This window comes from Nodularia harveyana UHCC-0300, from assembly GCF_034931085.1.
GTDB lineage: Bacteria > Cyanobacteriota > Cyanobacteriia > Cyanobacteriales > Nostocaceae > Nodularia > Nodularia harveyana.
In genome coordinates this window covers 25544-44078 of the sequence record NZ_JAYGHG010000002.1, presented here as the reverse complement: position 1 = coordinate 44078, position 18535 = coordinate 25544, and the positions used below count along the sequence as shown (strand labels likewise).

The 18535-nt window shown below is 41.3% G+C and carries 8 protein-coding genes; 4 read left to right on the top strand and 4 right to left on the bottom strand.

The annotated features are described in order from the left end of the window. The coding region (locus VB620_RS01730) for a hybrid sensor histidine kinase/response regulator (RefSeq protein ID WP_323194406.1) at positions 1-2876 on the top strand (2876 nt) is incomplete at its 5' end. 118 nt (positions 2877-2994) lie between these two features. Here VB620_RS01730 and VB620_RS01725 read toward each other — a convergent pair. From VB620_RS01725 to VB620_RS01710, 4 genes are all read right to left on the bottom strand, one after another. Next, positions 2995-4308, bottom strand: a complete 1314-nt coding sequence (locus VB620_RS01725; RefSeq protein WP_323194405.1) for a hybrid sensor histidine kinase/response regulator — start codon at positions 4306-4308, stop codon at positions 2995-2997. Beyond that, entirely contained in the window at positions 4305-7103 is a 2799-nt protein-coding gene (locus VB620_RS01720) for a CHASE2 domain-containing protein (RefSeq protein ID WP_323194404.1), read from the bottom strand. The genes VB620_RS01725 and VB620_RS01720 overlap by 4 nt, the downstream gene beginning before the upstream one ends. A 107-nt stretch (positions 7104-7210) precedes the next feature. Then, positions 7211-8197 (bottom strand): DUF928 domain-containing protein, encoded by a 987-nt coding sequence (locus VB620_RS01715; RefSeq protein ID WP_323194403.1) that lies wholly within the window; start codon positions 8195-8197, stop codon positions 7211-7213. A 185-nt stretch (positions 8198-8382) separates the two neighbouring features. Further along, positions 8383-10926 (bottom strand): CHAT domain-containing protein, encoded by a 2544-nt coding sequence (locus VB620_RS01710; RefSeq protein ID WP_323194599.1) that lies wholly within the window; start codon positions 10924-10926, stop codon positions 8383-8385. Between the two features lie 281 nt (positions 10927-11207). On the opposite strand from VB620_RS01710, the gene VB620_RS01705 reads away from it, so the two are divergent. From VB620_RS01705 to VB620_RS01695, 3 genes are all read left to right on the top strand, one after another. After that, positions 11208-12914: a ShlB/FhaC/HecB family hemolysin secretion/activation protein gene (locus VB620_RS01705; protein WP_407674175.1), complete on the top strand. Its 1707-nt coding sequence runs from the start codon at positions 11208-11210 to the stop codon at positions 12912-12914. A 349-nt stretch (positions 12915-13263) separates the two neighbouring features. Then, positions 13264-16011 (top strand): S-layer family protein, encoded by a 2748-nt coding sequence (locus tag VB620_RS01700; protein WP_323194401.1) that lies wholly within the window; start codon positions 13264-13266, stop codon positions 16009-16011. Positions 16012-16054: 43 nt separating this feature from the next. Further along, positions 16055-18508 (top strand): S-layer family protein, encoded by a 2454-nt coding sequence (locus VB620_RS01695; RefSeq protein WP_323194400.1) that lies wholly within the window; start codon positions 16055-16057, stop codon positions 18506-18508. Positions 18509-18535: the final 27 nt, after the last annotated feature.

Below are 18535 nucleotides of genomic sequence, written 5' to 3'. Positions count from 1 at the left end.
ATTTATCATCGACGAGTGATGATGATTTAGAGGAAATTAGTGCCTTTGAACAAGAGCCAGAAACTGTTGCGGAACCAAGACCTCTGAGTTCGGATGCGAATGATTTATTTGGGGACGATGCAGCCTTTAATTTATTATCGACAAGTGATGATGATTTAGAGGAGATTAGTGCCTTTGCACAAGAATCAGAAGATGATTTATTTGGGGACGATGCAGCCTTCAATTTATCATCGACGAGTGATGATGATTTAGAGGAAATTAGTGCCTTTGAACAAGAGCTAGAAACTGTTGCGGAACCAAGACCTCTGAGTTCGGATGAGAATGATTTATTTGGTGACGATGCAGCCTTTAATTTATTATCGACAAGTGATGATGATTTCGAGGAAATTAGTGCCTTTGAACAAGAATCAGAAACTGTTGCGGAATTGGGTGAGGAAATATTAGGGGAGACAGTAGATTATTTATTAGATGATCCGTTGAACATAGAGCCAATTTATGAGGATACAGAATTAGCTGAGAGCGAAAATGCTAATTTTGTTCTTCCTGAAGAGGATTTGACCACAGTAAGTTCAGTAGAGGAAGCTACCCCGGAAAATGACATTGGTACTGATATCCAAGATGAATTTGCAGATTTGGAAGCATTGTTAGAAGAGGAACCAGAAGCTAGTTTCACTACTAGTTCGATGGGAGAAGAAGATTTTGCCGATTTGGAAGCTTTGCTGAATACCAGCGACGATGAGTCAGAAGTAACTGGATCGGATCAGCAAGCATCTTACGCACCACATTTGGAAACAAATAGTACGTTATTAGATGTGGGTGATGAATTTAGCGATTTAGAAAAATTGCTCGCGGAAGCAGATCAAAGTATATCCCACTCATCAGCGAAGAAACCCACACTGCACACGAACAAAATCTCTCGTGCTTCAGATCGCCGTACTGCTAGATTTGAAGAAACAATGAAAGTACCAGTTAAGCAACTGGATGATATGAGTAATTTAGTTGGGGAGTTGGTAGTCAACCGTAATACTTTAGAGCAGGATCATGAACGGCTAAGACAGTCTTTAGATAACTTGCTGGTTCAGGTGCAGTATCTGTCAGATGTGGGAGCAAGGATGCAAGAATTGTATGAGCGATCGCTATTGGAAGCTTCTCTTCTGGCTAGTCGCAAACCCAAAGGAATTCCAGCACCTAACTTGAATAATGATAGTTCCCATACAAAAATGGGTTTTAGTGAGTTAGAAATGGATAGTTTCACTCCTTTCCACACCTTATCTCAGGAAATGATTGAATTTATTGTGCGGGTGCGTGAGTCAGCGAGTGACATTGACTTTGTAACTGAAGAAAGCGAAAGAGTAGCGCGACAGTTCCGCCAAGTGACCACCCAGCTACAGGAGGGACTGACACGAGCGCGAATGGTTCCTTTCTCTCAAACTATAGATCGCTTGCGACGAGGAGTTCGGGATAATGCGATCAAGTATGGTAAACAAGTAGAGCTAGTGATTTCAGGTGGAGATACCTTGATTGACAAGATGATTTTGGATCATCTCACGGACCCGTTGACTCATATGCTCAACAATGCGATCGCACACGGTATTGAAACACCAGATGTCAGGCAGAAATCTGGTAAACCACCAGTGGGATACATTACGATTCGGGCTTTCTATCAAGGGAACCAAACACTAATTTCTGTGGGTGATGACGGTGCTGGTATCGATCCAGAAAAGGTCAAAGCAAAAGCAATTCAGATAGGCATGATTACAACAGATCAAGCCGAATCTATGTCTCACATGGAAGTCTATGACCTGCTATTCCAGCCTGGTTTTAGTATCAAAGATAAAGCCGATGAAATTTCCGGGCGCGGCGTAGGAATGGATGTAGTGCGTTCTGAAATTAGCGAAATTCGTGGCATAGTCAACACAGATTCGGCTATTGGCAAAGGAACCACCTTTACTATTCGTCTACCGTTGACTTTGAGTATTTGCAAGGCTCTGTGCTGTGTCTCGGATAAAGCGCGGATTGCCTTCCCAATGGACGGGGTGGAAGATACCTTAGATATACCAGTAAAAAGTATTCAGCATCACCCCGATGGACAATCATATATTTCTTGGCGTGATACATTACTGCCTTTCCGACCGTTGAAAGAACTTTTAACCTTCAATCGTCTGCTGAGTCGCGGTAATGTCTATGGTGGAAACCGAGATGATGATATGGTCTCAGTGGTAGTGGTGCGATCGGGAAATACTTTGATTGCTCTACAAATTGACCTGGTGTTAAGTGAGCAAGAAATTGTCATCAAGCAATTTGAAAGCCCAGCACCCAAACCCATTGGCGTTGCTGGTGCTACCATCTTAGGTGATGGACGCATTATGCCCATCGCTGATGTATTAGAGATTATTGAAATCTTCCAAGGACGGATTTCTAAACAAAATGGTAGTAAACTTTGGCAGCAACCAGAAGAGCCAATTGAGCCAGAAACCACGGTCGAAAAAATTGATCCTACGGTGCTGATTATTGATGACTCAATTACCGTTAGGGAATTACTCTCGCTGACATTTATCAAAGCTGGTTATCGTGTTGAACAAGCACGTGATGGGCAGGAAGCTTGGGACAAACTCCGTTCTGGTCTACCTTGTGATATAGTATTTTGTGATATTGAAATGCCCCGTTGTGATGGACTGGAATTGCTCTCGCGCATTCAAAAAGATTCCCAACTGAACCGCCTACCCATTGCTATGCTGACTTCACGCGGTGCAGACAAGCACAGGCAAATGGCAATTCAACTCGGTGCTAGTGGCTACTTTACGAAGCCCTATCTCGAAGATGTGTTACTAGAAGCTGCTTCACGGATGCTGTCTGGAGAAAAATTGGTAAATTAACTCGACACTTCCAATATATACGCTGAAAGTTTTCCCGCAGGGTAGCAGGAAAAAGAATTTGGGATTTGTTAGTTTTGTCTTATGGGGAATAGGATTGAGAAATTCGTTTCTGCTTTACCTAATTTGAATACTCAAATGGCAGGGTTATGATTAATTCTGTTCCCTTCCCAGTTGTTGAATTACAGTTAATATTTCCATTATGTTTATCAACAATAATTTGGTAACTAATAGCTAATCCTAGACCTGTTCCTTTACCTACAGGTTTGGTTGTAAAAGATGGCTCAAAGATTTTAGCTTGCACTTCAGGCGGCATACCAAGAGCATTATCTTCGATACCAATGATCACAGATTTTTGTTGATGATTGATTGATGTCGTGATGGTGATTGTATAAGGGAAAGAATGAGCGGTTTCCTTGGTTTGCTTTGCGTGGAGATCATCAAAGGCATCAATAGCATTGGCGATAATATTCATAAATACCTGGTTGAGTTGTCCAGGGTAGCAAGTAATTGTAGTTAAATCGCCATACTGTTTAATAATCTCAATTTCTGGGCGATCGCCTTGGTCTTTCAAGCGATGTTTTAATAGCATTAAAGTACTATCTATGCCTTCATGAATTTGGAACTCCACCTGAGATGAAATATCAGAGCGCACAAAGGTTCTCAAAGACAAGCTAATATCTTTTAGTCTGCCAATACATTGGTGCATTGATCCTAAAATTTTGGGTAAATCCTCGACCATATACTCTAAGTCGATTTCTTCCACAAGTTCTTCAATTTCTGGATCTGGTTGTGGTAGCTTTTCTTGTTGGAGATTGACCAACCTCAGAAGATCCTGCACATAGTTTTCAATATGAGAACAACTTATACTAATAAACCCAATGGGATTATTAATCTCATGTCCAATACCTGCAACCAGTTGTCCCAAAGTGGACATTTTTTCACTTTGAATAAGTTGTAGTTGAGTTTGTTGTAGTTGCTGTAGAGATTTAGATAATTCTATAGTGCGTTCTTCTACTCTATATTCTAGGGTGCGGGTGAGATGAGAAATTTTTAGATGTAACTTTAATCGGGCAATAACTTCTTCTTGTTGAAAGGGTTTAGTAATATAATCAACTGCACCTATTTCCAATCCTTTAACCTTATCTGTGGCATCAGATAAAGCAGTCATAAAAATTATTGGTATATTCTGAGTATGAGAATTAGCTTTTAGTCTGCGGCAAGTTTCAAATCCATCTAGACCTGGCATCATCACATCAAGGAGAATTAAATCAGGATGGGCGTATTCTGTTTGTTCAATGGCCGATTCTCCATCTGTGGCCATGAGAGCTTTCCAACCACATCCTTGAATTGCCTCTGATAGAACTTTGAGATTATTAGCATTATCATCGACTAATAGAATATACTTTTCCGGTGCAAGAGAATCGGTGATCATTGGCGTGACTCCTTGATAACAAATGATTTTAGTAATTTACGTATTTTTGCTGTTTGAAAGTTGGCAGTAAGTTGGGACAACTTAGTCGTGAAGGGTATGAGTTCACTATTTTGCTGAATTAGCTCTTGGATAATCACCTCAATTCCCGGAATATCTCCCATCATTGCCAGATGGTAAAGTTGCTGTACAATTTCCTGTGATGGCAAAACCAATTCAGCCTCAGAGAGTTGTTGTTGAGGTTGTGAAAAGGACGGTTGAGGTGTAGATTGGTCATAAATCCACTCAACTTTAAGCAGTGATATCAGTGCATTGAATAGTTCATTGATTTGCAAAGGTTTGGGCAAAAATGCCGTTGCTCCCGCCTCTAAACTGCGTTGGCGATTTTCTTCAAACACACTGGCACTAGAAACAACAATGGGAATAGAAGCAGTTTGTGGATTTGCTTGTAAATGAACCATGAGTTCAAAACCATCCATATTAGGCATAGCTAAATCCAGTAAAATCACGTCTGGATGATGTTCATTTGCTATTTTTAGTCCCTGTTTTCCGTCTCTTGCTTCCCAGATATGACAACCCACTTTTTGCAGGAGACTGTTTAACATCAAACGGTGATTGGCATCATCATCGACAATCAAAATTTGTGGTGCTTTTCCGTGAACACCAACTACTTTCTGTGAAGTTAAATTGTAGGTGTAGCTTGTCGGATCTATGGAATTTGTCTGCCAATCATGGTCAACTGGGATGGAGACTGTTAAATCCAGCCAAAACAGACTTCCTTCGCCTAAACAACTCTGTACCTGAATTTTACTACCCATCAATTCCGCAATTCTTTGACTAATGGCTAATCCCAAACCAGTACCTTCAGATTTATGCTTGATATTACCTACTTGCTCAAAGGCTAAAAATATTTTTTCTAATTGTTCTGGTGACATACCAATTCCACTATCTTCAATCTGGAAACGAAGTGTCTGATGTCTGTTGTCTGGGAGTTCTTGGTCAATAACATCTATTTTGAAAGTGACGCTACCAGCATCTGTGAATTTAATCGCATTGCCTAGTAAGTTAATCAACACTTGCCGTAGCCGCTTTTCATCTACTTGAATGGCAACTGGTAGGTTATCGCCAATTAAAATCTTGAATCCTATTTGTTTTTGTTCGGCACGGATACTACAAATCTCAGTGACACCGTTTAGGAATTTAGGCAGATATACATGAGTGGGAACTAATTCTAATTTACGAGCTTCAATTTTTGACAAATCAAGAATGTCATTAATTAACATCAATAGATGTGTCCCACATTGGTGGATGATATTTACTCCTTGTAGGTTTTTATCTGTTAAATTAGGCGAGGCTTCTAATACTTGGGCAAAACCTAATATCCCATTTAGTGGTGTGCGGAGTTCATGGCTCATATTAGCCAAAAATTCGCTTTTGGCTTGGTTGGCAGCATCGGCAGCTTGCTTGGCTTCTAGTAGTTCCTGGGTACGTTCTTGGACTTTGACTTCTAAAGTTTTGGAATAATCTAAAAGTTGAGTATTGGCTATTGCTAATTGTCGATTGGCTTCTTCTAATTTCTGCTGTTTATAAGCATTGGTTGTTGCAATGACGCTGCCAATAAAAGCGGCTAAAGTAGGAGTAACAGGAATTAATATGCCACGCGAAAATATGCTGTAGCCACTCCCTAGAATTCCTACACTAATACCCAGAGTGGCCCAGAGAATTTTTCCCCCTGGTATCTTGAGTTTGGTCTGCGTACTAGCTAACCACCAACTACCGCCAGAACCAATCACAGTCCAAAAAATAATCCAGAGTAACGCTGTGCTAGCAGCAACACCATGCAAATTGGCTTCACCAGTTTTGGCTCCGCGTATGAGTTGGTGAGCAATATTGGCATGGATAACTACACCGGGTGTTGGTTTTTGGGCAGAAATCAAAGAAGAACTAAAAGGAGTGCTAAAAAAGTCATTGGTACTAGCAGCAGTTGAGCCAATAAATACCATGCGATCGCGCATTAAGTCTGGTGCAGTTTTCCCTGCTAATACATCACGCATACTAACTGTGCGAAACGCAGCCTCTGAACCATGCCAATTGAGTAAAATTTGATAGCCACCTAAATCGGCATCACCATAACCTGCTTCTAGATTTTCCAGTGGTATGTGTATTTGCTGACCTAAGCGAAATTTCTGCTGCTCTGGGTCAACCGATTCTAAGGAAATGTTTTCCGTTTCTAAATACTTAAGTGCCATAAGGGTAGCCAATCCGGCCTTAATATTGCCTTCTTCTTGGTCATCGATGGCTGTCAACAAAGCACGCCGCACAAAGCGATCGCCATCCAAGACTAAATCAGCTAATCCAACTTGGTCATTTTTTTTCAGTTCTGGTGGCGGATTGACACGTTCACCGGTGATTTTTTCCACTCCTATTAAATTCGGAGTAGTGCGAAAAATTTCTACAAGTTTTTCATGACCATCACCCTCTGGTAAATCCCGATAAAGATCCAAACCGATGGCGCGGGGTTTTTGTGAGCGAATTTTTTCTAATAATTGGGCTAGAGACTCATCTGGAATTGGCCATTTACCCACCGATTGAATATCACGTTCATCTATGGTGACAATGACAATTTCATCTGCGATCACACCAGATGATTGCTGACGTACCCATTGATCACGAATTTTCCATTCCAGTAAATTAAAAAGTCCCAACGATTGCCCAACAATGACAGTTAAAGCGACCGTGGGAGTAATTATTAAAACGCCACCAGTGCGTTGAATAAAAGATTGGAATTTGCGCCACATATTTGGGCCACACACTTAAATAATATTAATTAGCTTTGGGGACCAGGAGTTGAGAAAATATTTGTATCTCTCTATCCCTGTATCCCCTGCGTTCCCCGTCCTGATTTCTACTTAGCAGATGTTAATAACGGAGCTGTCACAATATCCTTCAAGCTAACTGAAGAAAGAAGTTCTTCCCACTGGTTGGCGACATTTGCATTATTGGGTTCAGCAATGTGTAATGTTGCCAATGTTGCTACACAGTCGTACCACACACCGTTTTTCCCAAAAGCAGTTGCTCGCTTCAATACATCTTCCTGCTGCATGGCTGTTGCCAGTTCAGCAGTAGGCTGGATGCGCTGAATCCAACCGTCAACATAAGGTGTACTGGGGGTGAGTGTGCCATCTACTTTGAGGGCTAAAAACCATTGGTAGTTTTTACCAACTGCTAAAGCGGGGGCATCTGCTGGTAAGGGAATTGATATCACTCCTGTTTTGCCAGCAACAGATATACTCATTTCATGCAGTGTATTACCAGCTTCATCCTTGAGGCTGAATATGGCTTTTTCTGCCTGAGTATCAGGAAGATATACTAGAATCGTCGGACGTTCTGATACTGTTGTCCCGTAGAAGCTCTGGGGTAGAAGTGCAATTAAGGCTGCTGGGCCTGTGCCTATTACCGTTCCCGGATTTAGATAATAAGTCCCAACGCGAGAAGCACCACCACTGGCTTGTCTGGGAGCGCCTTTATCGGACTCCGGTGTAAATAAATTCCCTCTGGAAGCGCCACCACTGGCTTGTCTGGGAGCGCCTCTATCGGCATTCGGTGTAAATAAATCACCTCTGGAAGCACCACCACTGGCTTGTCTGGGAGCGCCTCTATCAGCCTTGGGTGTAAATAAATTCCCTCTGGAAGCACCACCACTGGCTTGTTTAGGAGCGCCTCTATCAGCTTTGGGTGTAAATAAATTCCCTCTGGAAGCGCCACCACTGGCTTCTTTGGGAGCGCCATTTTTGATTGGTGGGGTAAATGTGATAGCGTAGGCACTATTCCAAGTACTGCCAGCAACCAGAGCTATGATGCTCAATGTACTAACTAAATATCGGAATTTCATGGTTTTAATTTTTCACAGCTAGGTGATAGTAAATACATTTATCCTGTTTGGGCAATCAGCAATTAAATTGCCGTTAAAACATCAAAATGTTTATATACCTAATCTGTATTATAACTAAGTCATGTCTTACTTAATGTAAAATTATGCATTGTTTTTTCCAGAATAGGTGAGTGTATTCACTTTATTTAAAGCCAATTACCAACTAGAACAAAAGCCGACCAAAAGAAAGGATGATCAAAATCAGTTTGCTGAATAAAGTTGATTTGGGCTTGTCGCAGGGCTTCGGCTTTAGTTACGTCGGGCTTTCGTAGTTGTTCATAGAAAAGCGTCATCAAGATTTTGGCGGCTCTATCTTTCACAGGCCAGAGAGTAGCAATAGTGGAACGCGCTCCGGATTTGACAGCTAACCCTGCTAGTCCCAAGACAGCGCGATCATCTCCAGTTGCTGTATCACAAGCACTTAGTACTAATAATTCGATGGCTTTGGATGAATTACCACTGCGATTTTGCAGGAGTTCAGATAACTCTTTGACATTTACTTGTCCATCCCATGTCAGTAAGAAGGTATCTTCAAGACGTGAGCTAAACTGTCCGTGGGTTGCTAAATGAATCAGGTCAGCATCACTGGATTTCAGGCGATCAGCAAGGGCTTGACTGGTAAATTCCTGATTCAATAAGACCGAAGATGGTACTGTCTGGGAAATTTTCTTGACTTCTGATTCCACATCTGGTAAAGCACTAAAACCAGCGCGGGATTGACTAATACCACCAATGATCCCCTGAAGGTTTTTTTCCTTGAGTGATTGGGCGGCCATTAGTTGTAACCCTGGTGAAAGGGCGACAGCATATTTTTCAATCAGATATTTCTGACCATCAAATAAAGCGGATATGGGTATATTGCGTAATTTCCCATCTAAAATAAACACTAATGTGTCGATATTGCGAAATGCTTGATCTTGTTCTGCTGGACGAATTAGCCAATCGTAAATCTGTCGGGACAGTCGCACCTGATCTTGAGTATCAGAAACAGGGTTGAGCGCTATGAGGAAATTATCAATAGTTTGCTCAATTTCTGCCTGTGGTTTGAGTGTGAAATAATAACGCAGAGGTTGTCCGGCTTGAGAAAGAATTACTGCCAAGCGATCGCTGAGGATAATCGGATAAATCACTGTGGCTGTGGGGTCAACTTGATCAATTTGCTGCACTTGATCGATACAAGCTTCCCGGAAAAAGTTATCTAATTCGGCAATTTGCAATGATTCAATTAATTCTCGCGCTTGCACTAATGCAGCTTGAGTTGGTTGTTCATCTAAAAGTAAACTCACCAATTCCCGATACACAGGTTCTACACTTTCGCGGAAAGAAAACTGTACATCGGGGTTGACGGCTACCATATCCCCTCTTAGTGCTTTTAATGACTGGACTGCCTCTGTATAAGCCGCAATTGCTTGAGGACGTTTACCTTGCTGTTTATATAACTGTCCTACTTGCCATGCTGATTGAGCAATAATATCTTCGGCTTGCAGTTTGCGGGCAATATTCAGGGATTGTTGAGTTAATTCTCTGGCCTCAGACCACTGGTTTGTTCGGCTGTAAAGTTGTCCCCATTGATAAAGAGCATAAGCTTGGGCGGCTTGATCTTCAATTTGTTTTGCAGATTTGACTGTAGCTGCCATCAGTTGTGCTACATCTTGCCTGGGTATAACTTGCTCAGGATTTTCTAACTGGTTCACACTGGCTACAAAATTAATTGCCGCATACAGGGAACTATGGCTAGGTGGTAATTCTAATAACTGTTGTAGTAGTTGAGGTGCTAGGGGAATGGCATATTCCAGTTTGTCGTAATCCACTAATAATTTGAACTGAGCTAAACGCGCTTGTAAAGCTTCATTGGGGTTTGTGGCTGCGATTTGTGCGTCTTCAAAGTAATTTAATGCTGCTTCCGGGTCTTGGAAATCAGAGGCAACTTTCCCTAGAGTGGAAAGAATAGAACTTAACTGAGTTTTAGCGTTAATTTTCTGGGCTATGGCTAGACTTTCTGTTAACACTGGTTGACTTTGTTGATCACCGATGGCTTGTAAAGCTAAACCGAGCGATCGCAACCCACTAACTTTGACTTCCGAATCAGGTAAATCACGCAGCTTTTGAGTAATCATTTTCAATTGCTGTTTTGAGCGGCGATAGAATCCCAATCTTTGTAAAGCTTGGGCCTGATTAATTTGACTACCTAAACTGCCTGTTATATCGCCGACTTGCTCATAATATTTTTGGGATTGTTGCCAATTTTCCAGAGCAATTTCCGCTTTACCAGTCAATAGTTCTAAATTAGCTTTGGTATTCAGTATTTGCGCCCAGATGATTGCATCCGCAGGTTGAGCCGTGGACAATATTTTCATACTTTGCTCAAGAGATTGTCTAGCTTCTGGCCATTGATTGAGTTCTTGTTGAGCTATAGAAATATAACTTAAACTTAGGGCTTCGTTGTTGCGATCGCCTTGGATACGATACTGTTGTGCTACGGTTTCCCAGATTTTCACAGCTTCTGCAAAACGTCCAGCTTGGTAAAGGTTTCGTCCTTGTTCTAACTGATTAGTAGACTGAGAAACAGAGACAATAGCAGGTTGGACTGGTGATGATGCTTTTACAGGTGTAATTATAAATGCTAAACAAAAAGTAAAAATACTAATACTGGCATATACCCAAGGATTTGGTTTGATTCGGAAGGCCATAATCACTAAATAGTAGGTGTTAATAACGATTACTAATAACACAAATGTTTGTATAATCACTTGTATCTTCTATATAGTATAGTACCCAAATCATTTTGTAATTTATCAGCGTTATATTTATTTGTGCCGACTTACTTAGATTCTGGAGTAAGCATTAGCACTGATGCGTAGAAGATTACTGTTTACTAAGTAAGTCAATTAAGGAGAGTGCATTCGTGAAGTTAGCTATTCATAAAAAAGTCATAAGCTCAGTAGTTATTCAGTCAATATTCAAGCTACATCTGAAATGCGGTTTTGTAATATTAGTAGGCTTATGCAACTATCATCAGGCGATCGCGCAAACTTCTAATCCGCAAAATTTCTCCCCTGGCCGCATAGAAGAGATTCCGATCAATCCCTTACCATCGGATGTACTACCACAACCAACCAACCAAGAGCAATTACTTCCTCCCCCACAAATGCCGGATCAGCCAACTCTACTAGAAAGTGATCCTGATGCTAAATTTCTAGTTGAACGCATCGAAGTTGTGGGTAGTACAATTTTCTCTCCAGAAGACTTTGCGGCAATTACAGATTCCTTTGTGAGACGAGAGATATCCTTTGCAGAACTGTTCCAAATCAAAGATGCGATCGCCAAACTCTACACTGATAACGGTTATGTAACGACTGGTGCTTTAATTCCACCACAGACAGCAGAAGCTGGGGTGATCACAATTCAAGTAGTAGAAGGTCGTTTGACAGAAATTCAAATCGTGGGTAATCAGCGATTGCGTAATAAATACATCCGCGATCGCATTTTACTTGGTGCTGGTACACCCCTTAATGTACCTTACTTAATTGAAAAGTTACAACTACTCCGCCTCGATCCACGTATTCAAAACTTATCAGCTGAGTTGCAAATTGGTGTAACTCCGGGAACCAATATATTACAAGTTGAAGTTCAAGAAGCTGATACATTCTCCCTCACCGCAACTTTAGATAATGGGCGATCGCCTAGTGTGGGGACTTTTCGCCGGGGTGTGGAACTACGAGAAGCTAACTTATTAGGTTTAGGCGACACCCTGGATATAGGGTACACCAACACTGATGGCAGTGACACAGTTCATTTACAATATTCCCTACCAATTAATGCTCACAATGGTACTATCTGGTTTAACTTAAACAGAGGATGGAATAACGTCATTGAAGAACCATTCAATGTCTTAGATATTCAGTCAAATATCAATTCTTATGAAATAGGCTATCGCCAACCACTTATACAAAAACCTACCCAAGAATTAGCAGTGGGGCTATCCTTTTCTCGTCAAGCCAGCCAAACTAAATTAGGTCTGGATGATATTGGCGGGTTTGCTTTATCACCCGGTGCAGATGCAGACGGAAACACCAAAATTTCGGCTTTACGCTTGACCCAGGAATATACCCAACGTGATAATCAGCAAGTTTTCGCCGCGCGATCGCAATTTAGTGTTGGTTTAGATTTGTTTGATGCCAATATCAATGAAGATGAGCCAGATAGCCGCTTTTTTGCTTGGCGAGGACAAACTCAATGGGTGCGACAGTTAGCACCAGAAACATTATTTTTAGCTAGAGGTGATTTTCAACTAGCAGCAAATTCCTTAGTACCTTTAGAACAATTGGGTTTAGGAGGACAAGTAAATGTCCGGGGCTATCGTCAAGATACATTATTAACAGATAATGGTGTACTCCTATCAGCAGAATTACGGTTACCAATAGTACGTGCCGACAAAATAGGAGGTGTACTACAATTAACACCATTTATCGACCTGGGTAAAGGCTGGAACACCCAAAGCGAAAATCCATCCACAAGCACCTTGATTGGTACTGGCTTAGGGCTATTGTGGCAACAAGATAATAATTTCTCAGCTAGGTTAGATTGGGGGATTCCCCTAATATCCGTAGAAGAAAATGATGGGCGATCGCTCCAGGAACAAGGCTTGTACTTCTCAATTCGATATTCGCCGTTTTGATACCTGATTTGGAAACTATGTATAAGTGCTGATTGCTGGGAACCAATCAAAGCATCTTGTGTTGGCAGGAATTTAGTTAATATTATTTTGACAAGTGGAATAATTTTCTGGAGTAACTTACCTAATGTCCAAATTACTCCAGATCAGACACTCAACACCACTGTTTCTCAAACTGGTAATAACTTTACATCACTAACGGTAGCCCTGCCCACAATCACTTATTTCACACTTCATTGTTCCCTACGTCTACGAATAAATTCAGAAACCAAACCGGATTCCTACAGTTAGTAATTTGAATAAAACTAACATTAGTGGGCATAATAAACTCGGTATAAAAGGAAATTATGCAATGACAATAGTTAGAGTGGGCTGGGATGTAGGAAATAAAATATTGCTAAATGTCATACTCCTACCATTAGGAATTTTTCTGAATATCGACTTTGCCAATGCTCAAATTAACTCAGATGGCAGTCTCAATACTACTGTCTCTGAAAATGGCAATCACTTCACAATTACCAATGGTAGTGCTTTAGGCAATAACTTATTTCATAGCTTCAGTAATTTTTCTATACCTACTGGTGGTTCAGCCACTTTTGATTTAGTAAATACATCTAATATTTCTACTATATTTAATCGCGTCATCGGCGGGAACGTATCTCATATTGATGGGATGATACAGACTATTAATCACAGTAACCCTGTCAGTTTATTCCTCCTAAATCCCGCCGGAATCGTCTTTGGGCAAAATGCCAGCCTGAATATCAGTGGTTCTTTTGTGGGTACAAGTGCGGAAAGTGTGGTGTTTGCTGATGGATTCAAGTTTAATGCAACCGACACGACAACACCCCCATTATTAACCATGAGTGCGCCTGTGGGATTGCAACTCGGAGCCAATGCAGGAGCAATTCGCACCGAAGGAATACCAGCATCTAATTTCTTTTTTCGCCCCTCGCAAAGCTTCCAAGCACAAACTTTAGCATTAGTGGGGAGTGACATTGATATCAATCAAACTAGCTTTACCAATCCAGACGGCAGAGTGGAACTATGGGCATTAAAAAATGCAGAAGTGGGATTGCATGATCAAGACGGATGGCAATTTACTAGTCCGGTAACTGCTGATTGGGGCATGATTTCCCTCAGACAATCTTCACTCATCGATACTTCTGGCATTAATGGGGGAGCAGTGAACATCCAGGGACGAGGTTTGACTATTCAGGAGGGATCAGCAATTTCTTCTGCTACCAATGCCTGGGGAACAGGACAAAATATTACTGTCAAAACTACAGAATTTGTCGATTTGTTGGGTGTATCTAGCCCAGAAAATTATTCCACCCCAGGAATCTTCACCAGTACATTTGGCTCTGGGGCAAAGGCAGGAGACATTACCATTGAGACTGAACGGCTACGCATTGCCAATGGCGCTTGGTTACAATCGATCAACTATGGCTTTGCTTTTGACTTATTGACTTTGATGCCTATTCCCATTCCTATCACCGATGCTAGTACCGGTAATATCATCGTTCTAGCCAAAGATATAGAAGTGAGTGGTTACAATCCATTTGCCGATTTTTTTACTGGTATGGCTAATTTCCAGCCGAGTGCGATTACTACCTTAGTCACTGGTGGTCAAAGAAATAATAGCGGCAGCATCACTATTGAAGCAGATCAAGTTCGCTTACTTAATGGAGGGCGTATTAGCACTGATCTCGTTGGTTCCGACTTTCCTGGTTTTGAGATGATGACCACTGGTAATGCCGGGGACATCTCCATCCAAGCTGCGGAAAGTTTGGAAATTCAAGGGGTGACACCAGGGGAAATGGTTAGTGCTGTGATCAGTGCCATTCAACCTTTTGCAGAAGGTTCAGGCGGAAATATTACTATTAACACTGGAAGTTTGCAGTTATGGGAAGGTGGAACTGTATCTAGTGCGTTATCAGGTGCTGGCGAAGCTGGCAATATAAATATTCAAGCCCAAGAGATAGAAGTTAGCGACCCAGTAATTGATATCATTAGCCAAACAGTAAGCGGGATCACCGTTGCAGTGGGAGAAAATGCGGTTGGTTCTGGTGGAAATATTAATATTCAAGGCGATCGCTTGCGTGTGTTTAACGGCGGACAAATCACATCGTCTAGTTTGGGGCAAGGTGCAGCTGGCAGTGTAAATTTACAAGTTAAAGATATAGACGTGCAAGGCATTTCGCAATCTTTATTTGATGGTCGTCAGCGACCCAGTACCATCACAGCCTCCTCAGCTAATGCTTTTACTGCTCAGTCAGTTAATATCATTGCTGATAGTTTGGGAGTCCGCGACCAGGCAGAAATTAGCGTCAGCAATTCTGGTACAGGAAATGCAGGTAACTTAAATGTCTTGGCTGGTCATATTTTTCTTGACAATGAAGCCAGTCTCAAAGCAGAAGTGAATGGCGGCGATCGTGGTAACATCAGACTCTTTGCCAGTGATTTTCTCCTGCTCCGCAACGGCAGTAAAATTATTACCAATGCTGCTGGTGCTTCTACAGGGGGAAACATTAATATCAATGCTGATTTTATTGTTGCTGTACCCAAGGAAAACAGTGATATTTCCGCTAATGCTGTCATGGGAAGCGGTGGTAACATTCAAATCACCACTGAAGGTTTGTTTGGCTTACAGTTTCGAGAACAACTCACACCGGAAAGCGACATTACCGCCAGTTCTCAATTTGGCCTGAGTGGTACTGTTCAAGTCAATACTGTCGGCGTTGACCTCAACTCTGGTTTAGTCGAACTACCTGCCAATGTCACCGACCCATCCCAACAAATTGCTACAGGTTGTATGGGTAGTGAAGGTAGTCGATTTGTCGCCACTGGTAAAGGTGGTATACCCCAAAATCCCAATCAACAAGTTTGGAGCGATCGCACTTGGTCTGATGTCCGTGATATCTCTGCATTCCAACATAAAACTAGCCCAGTCACAGCCAAAATATCAGAAACTCCAGCACCTTTAGTACAAGCAACTTCCTGGAGACTTAATGCACAAGGAAAAATTGAATTAGTTGCAGATGAATCTATTGCGCCAACACCACAATTATTAACTTGTGCTACGGTTACTAAAAGCTAATTTTTGGGAATCCTAAGTACAAGTCTAAATGGAAATGGGGTAAATGAACTTAACTTCTGTGTGCTTGGGTTTGATCAGTGGAATCTTGGCAGGTGGGATAATTTTCCCTGCAAATGCACAAGTCATATCAGATGGAACAACTAACACTACTGTTAACCCAAATGATAATAATTTTAATATTCTTAACGGTATAGAAAAAGGTAATAATTTATTTCATAGTTTTAGTAATTTCTCTCTACCCACAGGCGGTTCAGCGACTTTTAATTTAATTAATACACCAAATGTTACAACTATATTTAGTCGAGTAACTGGTGGCAATGTTTCTAATATTGATGGCTTGATTCAGACACTTAACGGCAATAATCCCGCCAGTTTGTTTTTAATGAATCCTAACGGGATTGTATTTGGAGAAAATGCCAAATTGGATATTGGTGGTTCATTTGTAGGAACTACTGCTAATAGTATTAAATTCGCAGATGGTGCAGAATTTAGTGCTGTTAATACCACATCACCCTTATTAACAATGAGCGCACCCATTGGATTGCAAATGGGCAATAATTCTGCTGCCATCAAAGCTGAAGGGAGAGGATATAAAGGATATACAAGTAGAGTTTTTTTTATAACTGGAGATGCAGACTCTACAGAACTACGTGTCAAACCAGGGAAAACTTTAGCATTAGTAGGTGGTAATTTACAAATAGATGGATTTGTATTGAGCGCCCCAGAAGGGCAGGTAGAACTGGGTAGTACAAACGGAACTGGACAAGTTAATTTAGTTCCCAATGCACAAGGTTATACTTTTGGCTATGAGAACGGGCAAATTTTTGATGATATTCAATTAGTAGAAAGGTCACTTATAGATGTAAGTGGTGTAAATTCAGGTTCTATTCGTTTGCAAGGCAGAAATATCCTTGTAAGTGACGGTTCATTATTGTACTCAGAGAATTATGGCGATCTTCCTGGTGGAGAACTGAGTCTTCAAGCATCGGCAGCAATTGATATAATTGGTAGAAGCGATAATGGAGTCGTGCCGAGCGGACTGCGTAGTGAAACCTATGGAATTGGAATAGGTGGAAATATTAGGGTTTCTGCTCAAAAGCTTACTGTCAAAGAAGGCGCTGGTTTGAATACTATAGTCGCTAGAACTGCTGACAGTGGTAATATCGAAATCAATGCACAAACAATTGAAGTATCTGGTTTTTCGCTAATAAACCCAGATAATGTTACTGGCATTGGCTCTCTGAGCTTTGCTTCGGGTAATGCTGGTGATGTCTTCGTCAATGGTGATAATTTACTAATATCAGATGGAGCTTCCATATCTTCGGTGACTTTTAGCACTGGAAGCAGTGGTAAAGTTTCAATTCGTAATCAACATACCAGGGTCATAGGCAACAGCCCTTCAGGATTTGATAGTGCGATTACCTTAGCGACATTCGCATTCGGAAATAACCAAGATTTGACATTGGATACTGCCAAATTAGAAATTTTAGATGGGGGAAGAATAGGTTCATCTACACTCTTTGCTGGTAATGGGGGAAATGTAAATATCAATGCAAGTGAAGAAATCTTAATTAGTGGTAGTAATAGTAATAACAATAGTGCCATCAATTCCTCTGCTTCGCGTTTAAATTCACAGCTAAATCCAATATTTGGTTTACCGGATCTGACAGCAAATTCAGGTACTCTTAGTATTACAACACCAAATCTGATCCTGGCGGATAGTGGTACTGTAACTGTAACGAGTGAAGGTACTGGTAATGCGGGCAATCTCAACATCACCGCAGATAACATCCAGTTAAAAAATCAAAGCTTAATTCAGGCACAGACAGAATCTGGGAATGGTGGTGACATTAATTTGCAAGTGGGAAATTTGTTATTAATGCGCGATCGCAGTAACATTACTGCAAGAGCCAGTGGTGCAGGAGATGGGGGTAATATCAACATCAATGCACCCGTTATTACCGGATTGGAAAATAGTGACATTATTGCTAATGCTGTAGAAGGAAATGGCGGTAATATCAATATTACGACTCAAGGCATTTTCGGTTTAGAATTTAGCGATGAATTCACCCCTCAAAGCGACATTACAGCAAGTTCTGAATTTGGAGTTAGCGGTACTGTACAAATTGATAATTTTGGAGTTGACCCCAATTCTGGTCTAGTTGAACTACCTGCAAACTTAGTAGATGCGTCCCAACAAATTGCCGCAGGTTGTGCAGAGACAAGTGGTAGTAGTTTTGTCGCTACAGGGAGAGGAGGAATACCCCAAAATCCCACTCAGGATGTGAGGAGCGATCGCACTTGGTCGGATGTTCGCAATTTGAACCCATATCGTCAAAATAGCCCAGTCACAGCCAAAATATCAGAAACTCTAGCACCTTTAGTACAAGCAACTTCCTGGAGACGTAATGCACAAGGAAAAATTGAATTAGTTGCCGATAAATCTATTGCGCCAAAACCACAATTATTAACTTGTGCTACGGTTACTAAAAACTAATTTTTGGGAATCCTAAGTACAAGTCTA

Excerpts from the sequence above, each read along its gene's own strand:
- VB620_RS01725 (WP_323194405.1), bottom strand. The coding sequence starts at position 4,308 with ATGATCACCGATTCTCTTGCACCGGAAAAGTATATTCTATTAGTCGAT.
- VB620_RS01720 (WP_323194404.1), bottom strand. The coding sequence starts at position 7,103 with ATGTGGCGCAAATTCCAATCTTTTATTCAACGCACTGGTGGCGTTTTA.
- VB620_RS01715 (WP_323194403.1), bottom strand. The coding sequence starts at position 8,197 with ATGAAATTCCGATATTTAGTTAGTACATTGAGCATCATAGCTCTGGTT.
- VB620_RS01710 (WP_323194599.1), bottom strand. The coding sequence starts at position 10,926 with ATGGCCTTCCGAATCAAACCAAATCCTTGGGTATATGCCAGTATTAGT.
- VB620_RS01700 (WP_323194401.1), top strand. The coding sequence starts at position 13,264 with ATGACAATAGTTAGAGTGGGCTGGGATGTAGGAAATAAAATATTGCTA.
- VB620_RS01695 (WP_323194400.1), top strand. The coding sequence starts at position 16,055 with ATGAACTTAACTTCTGTGTGCTTGGGTTTGATCAGTGGAATCTTGGCA.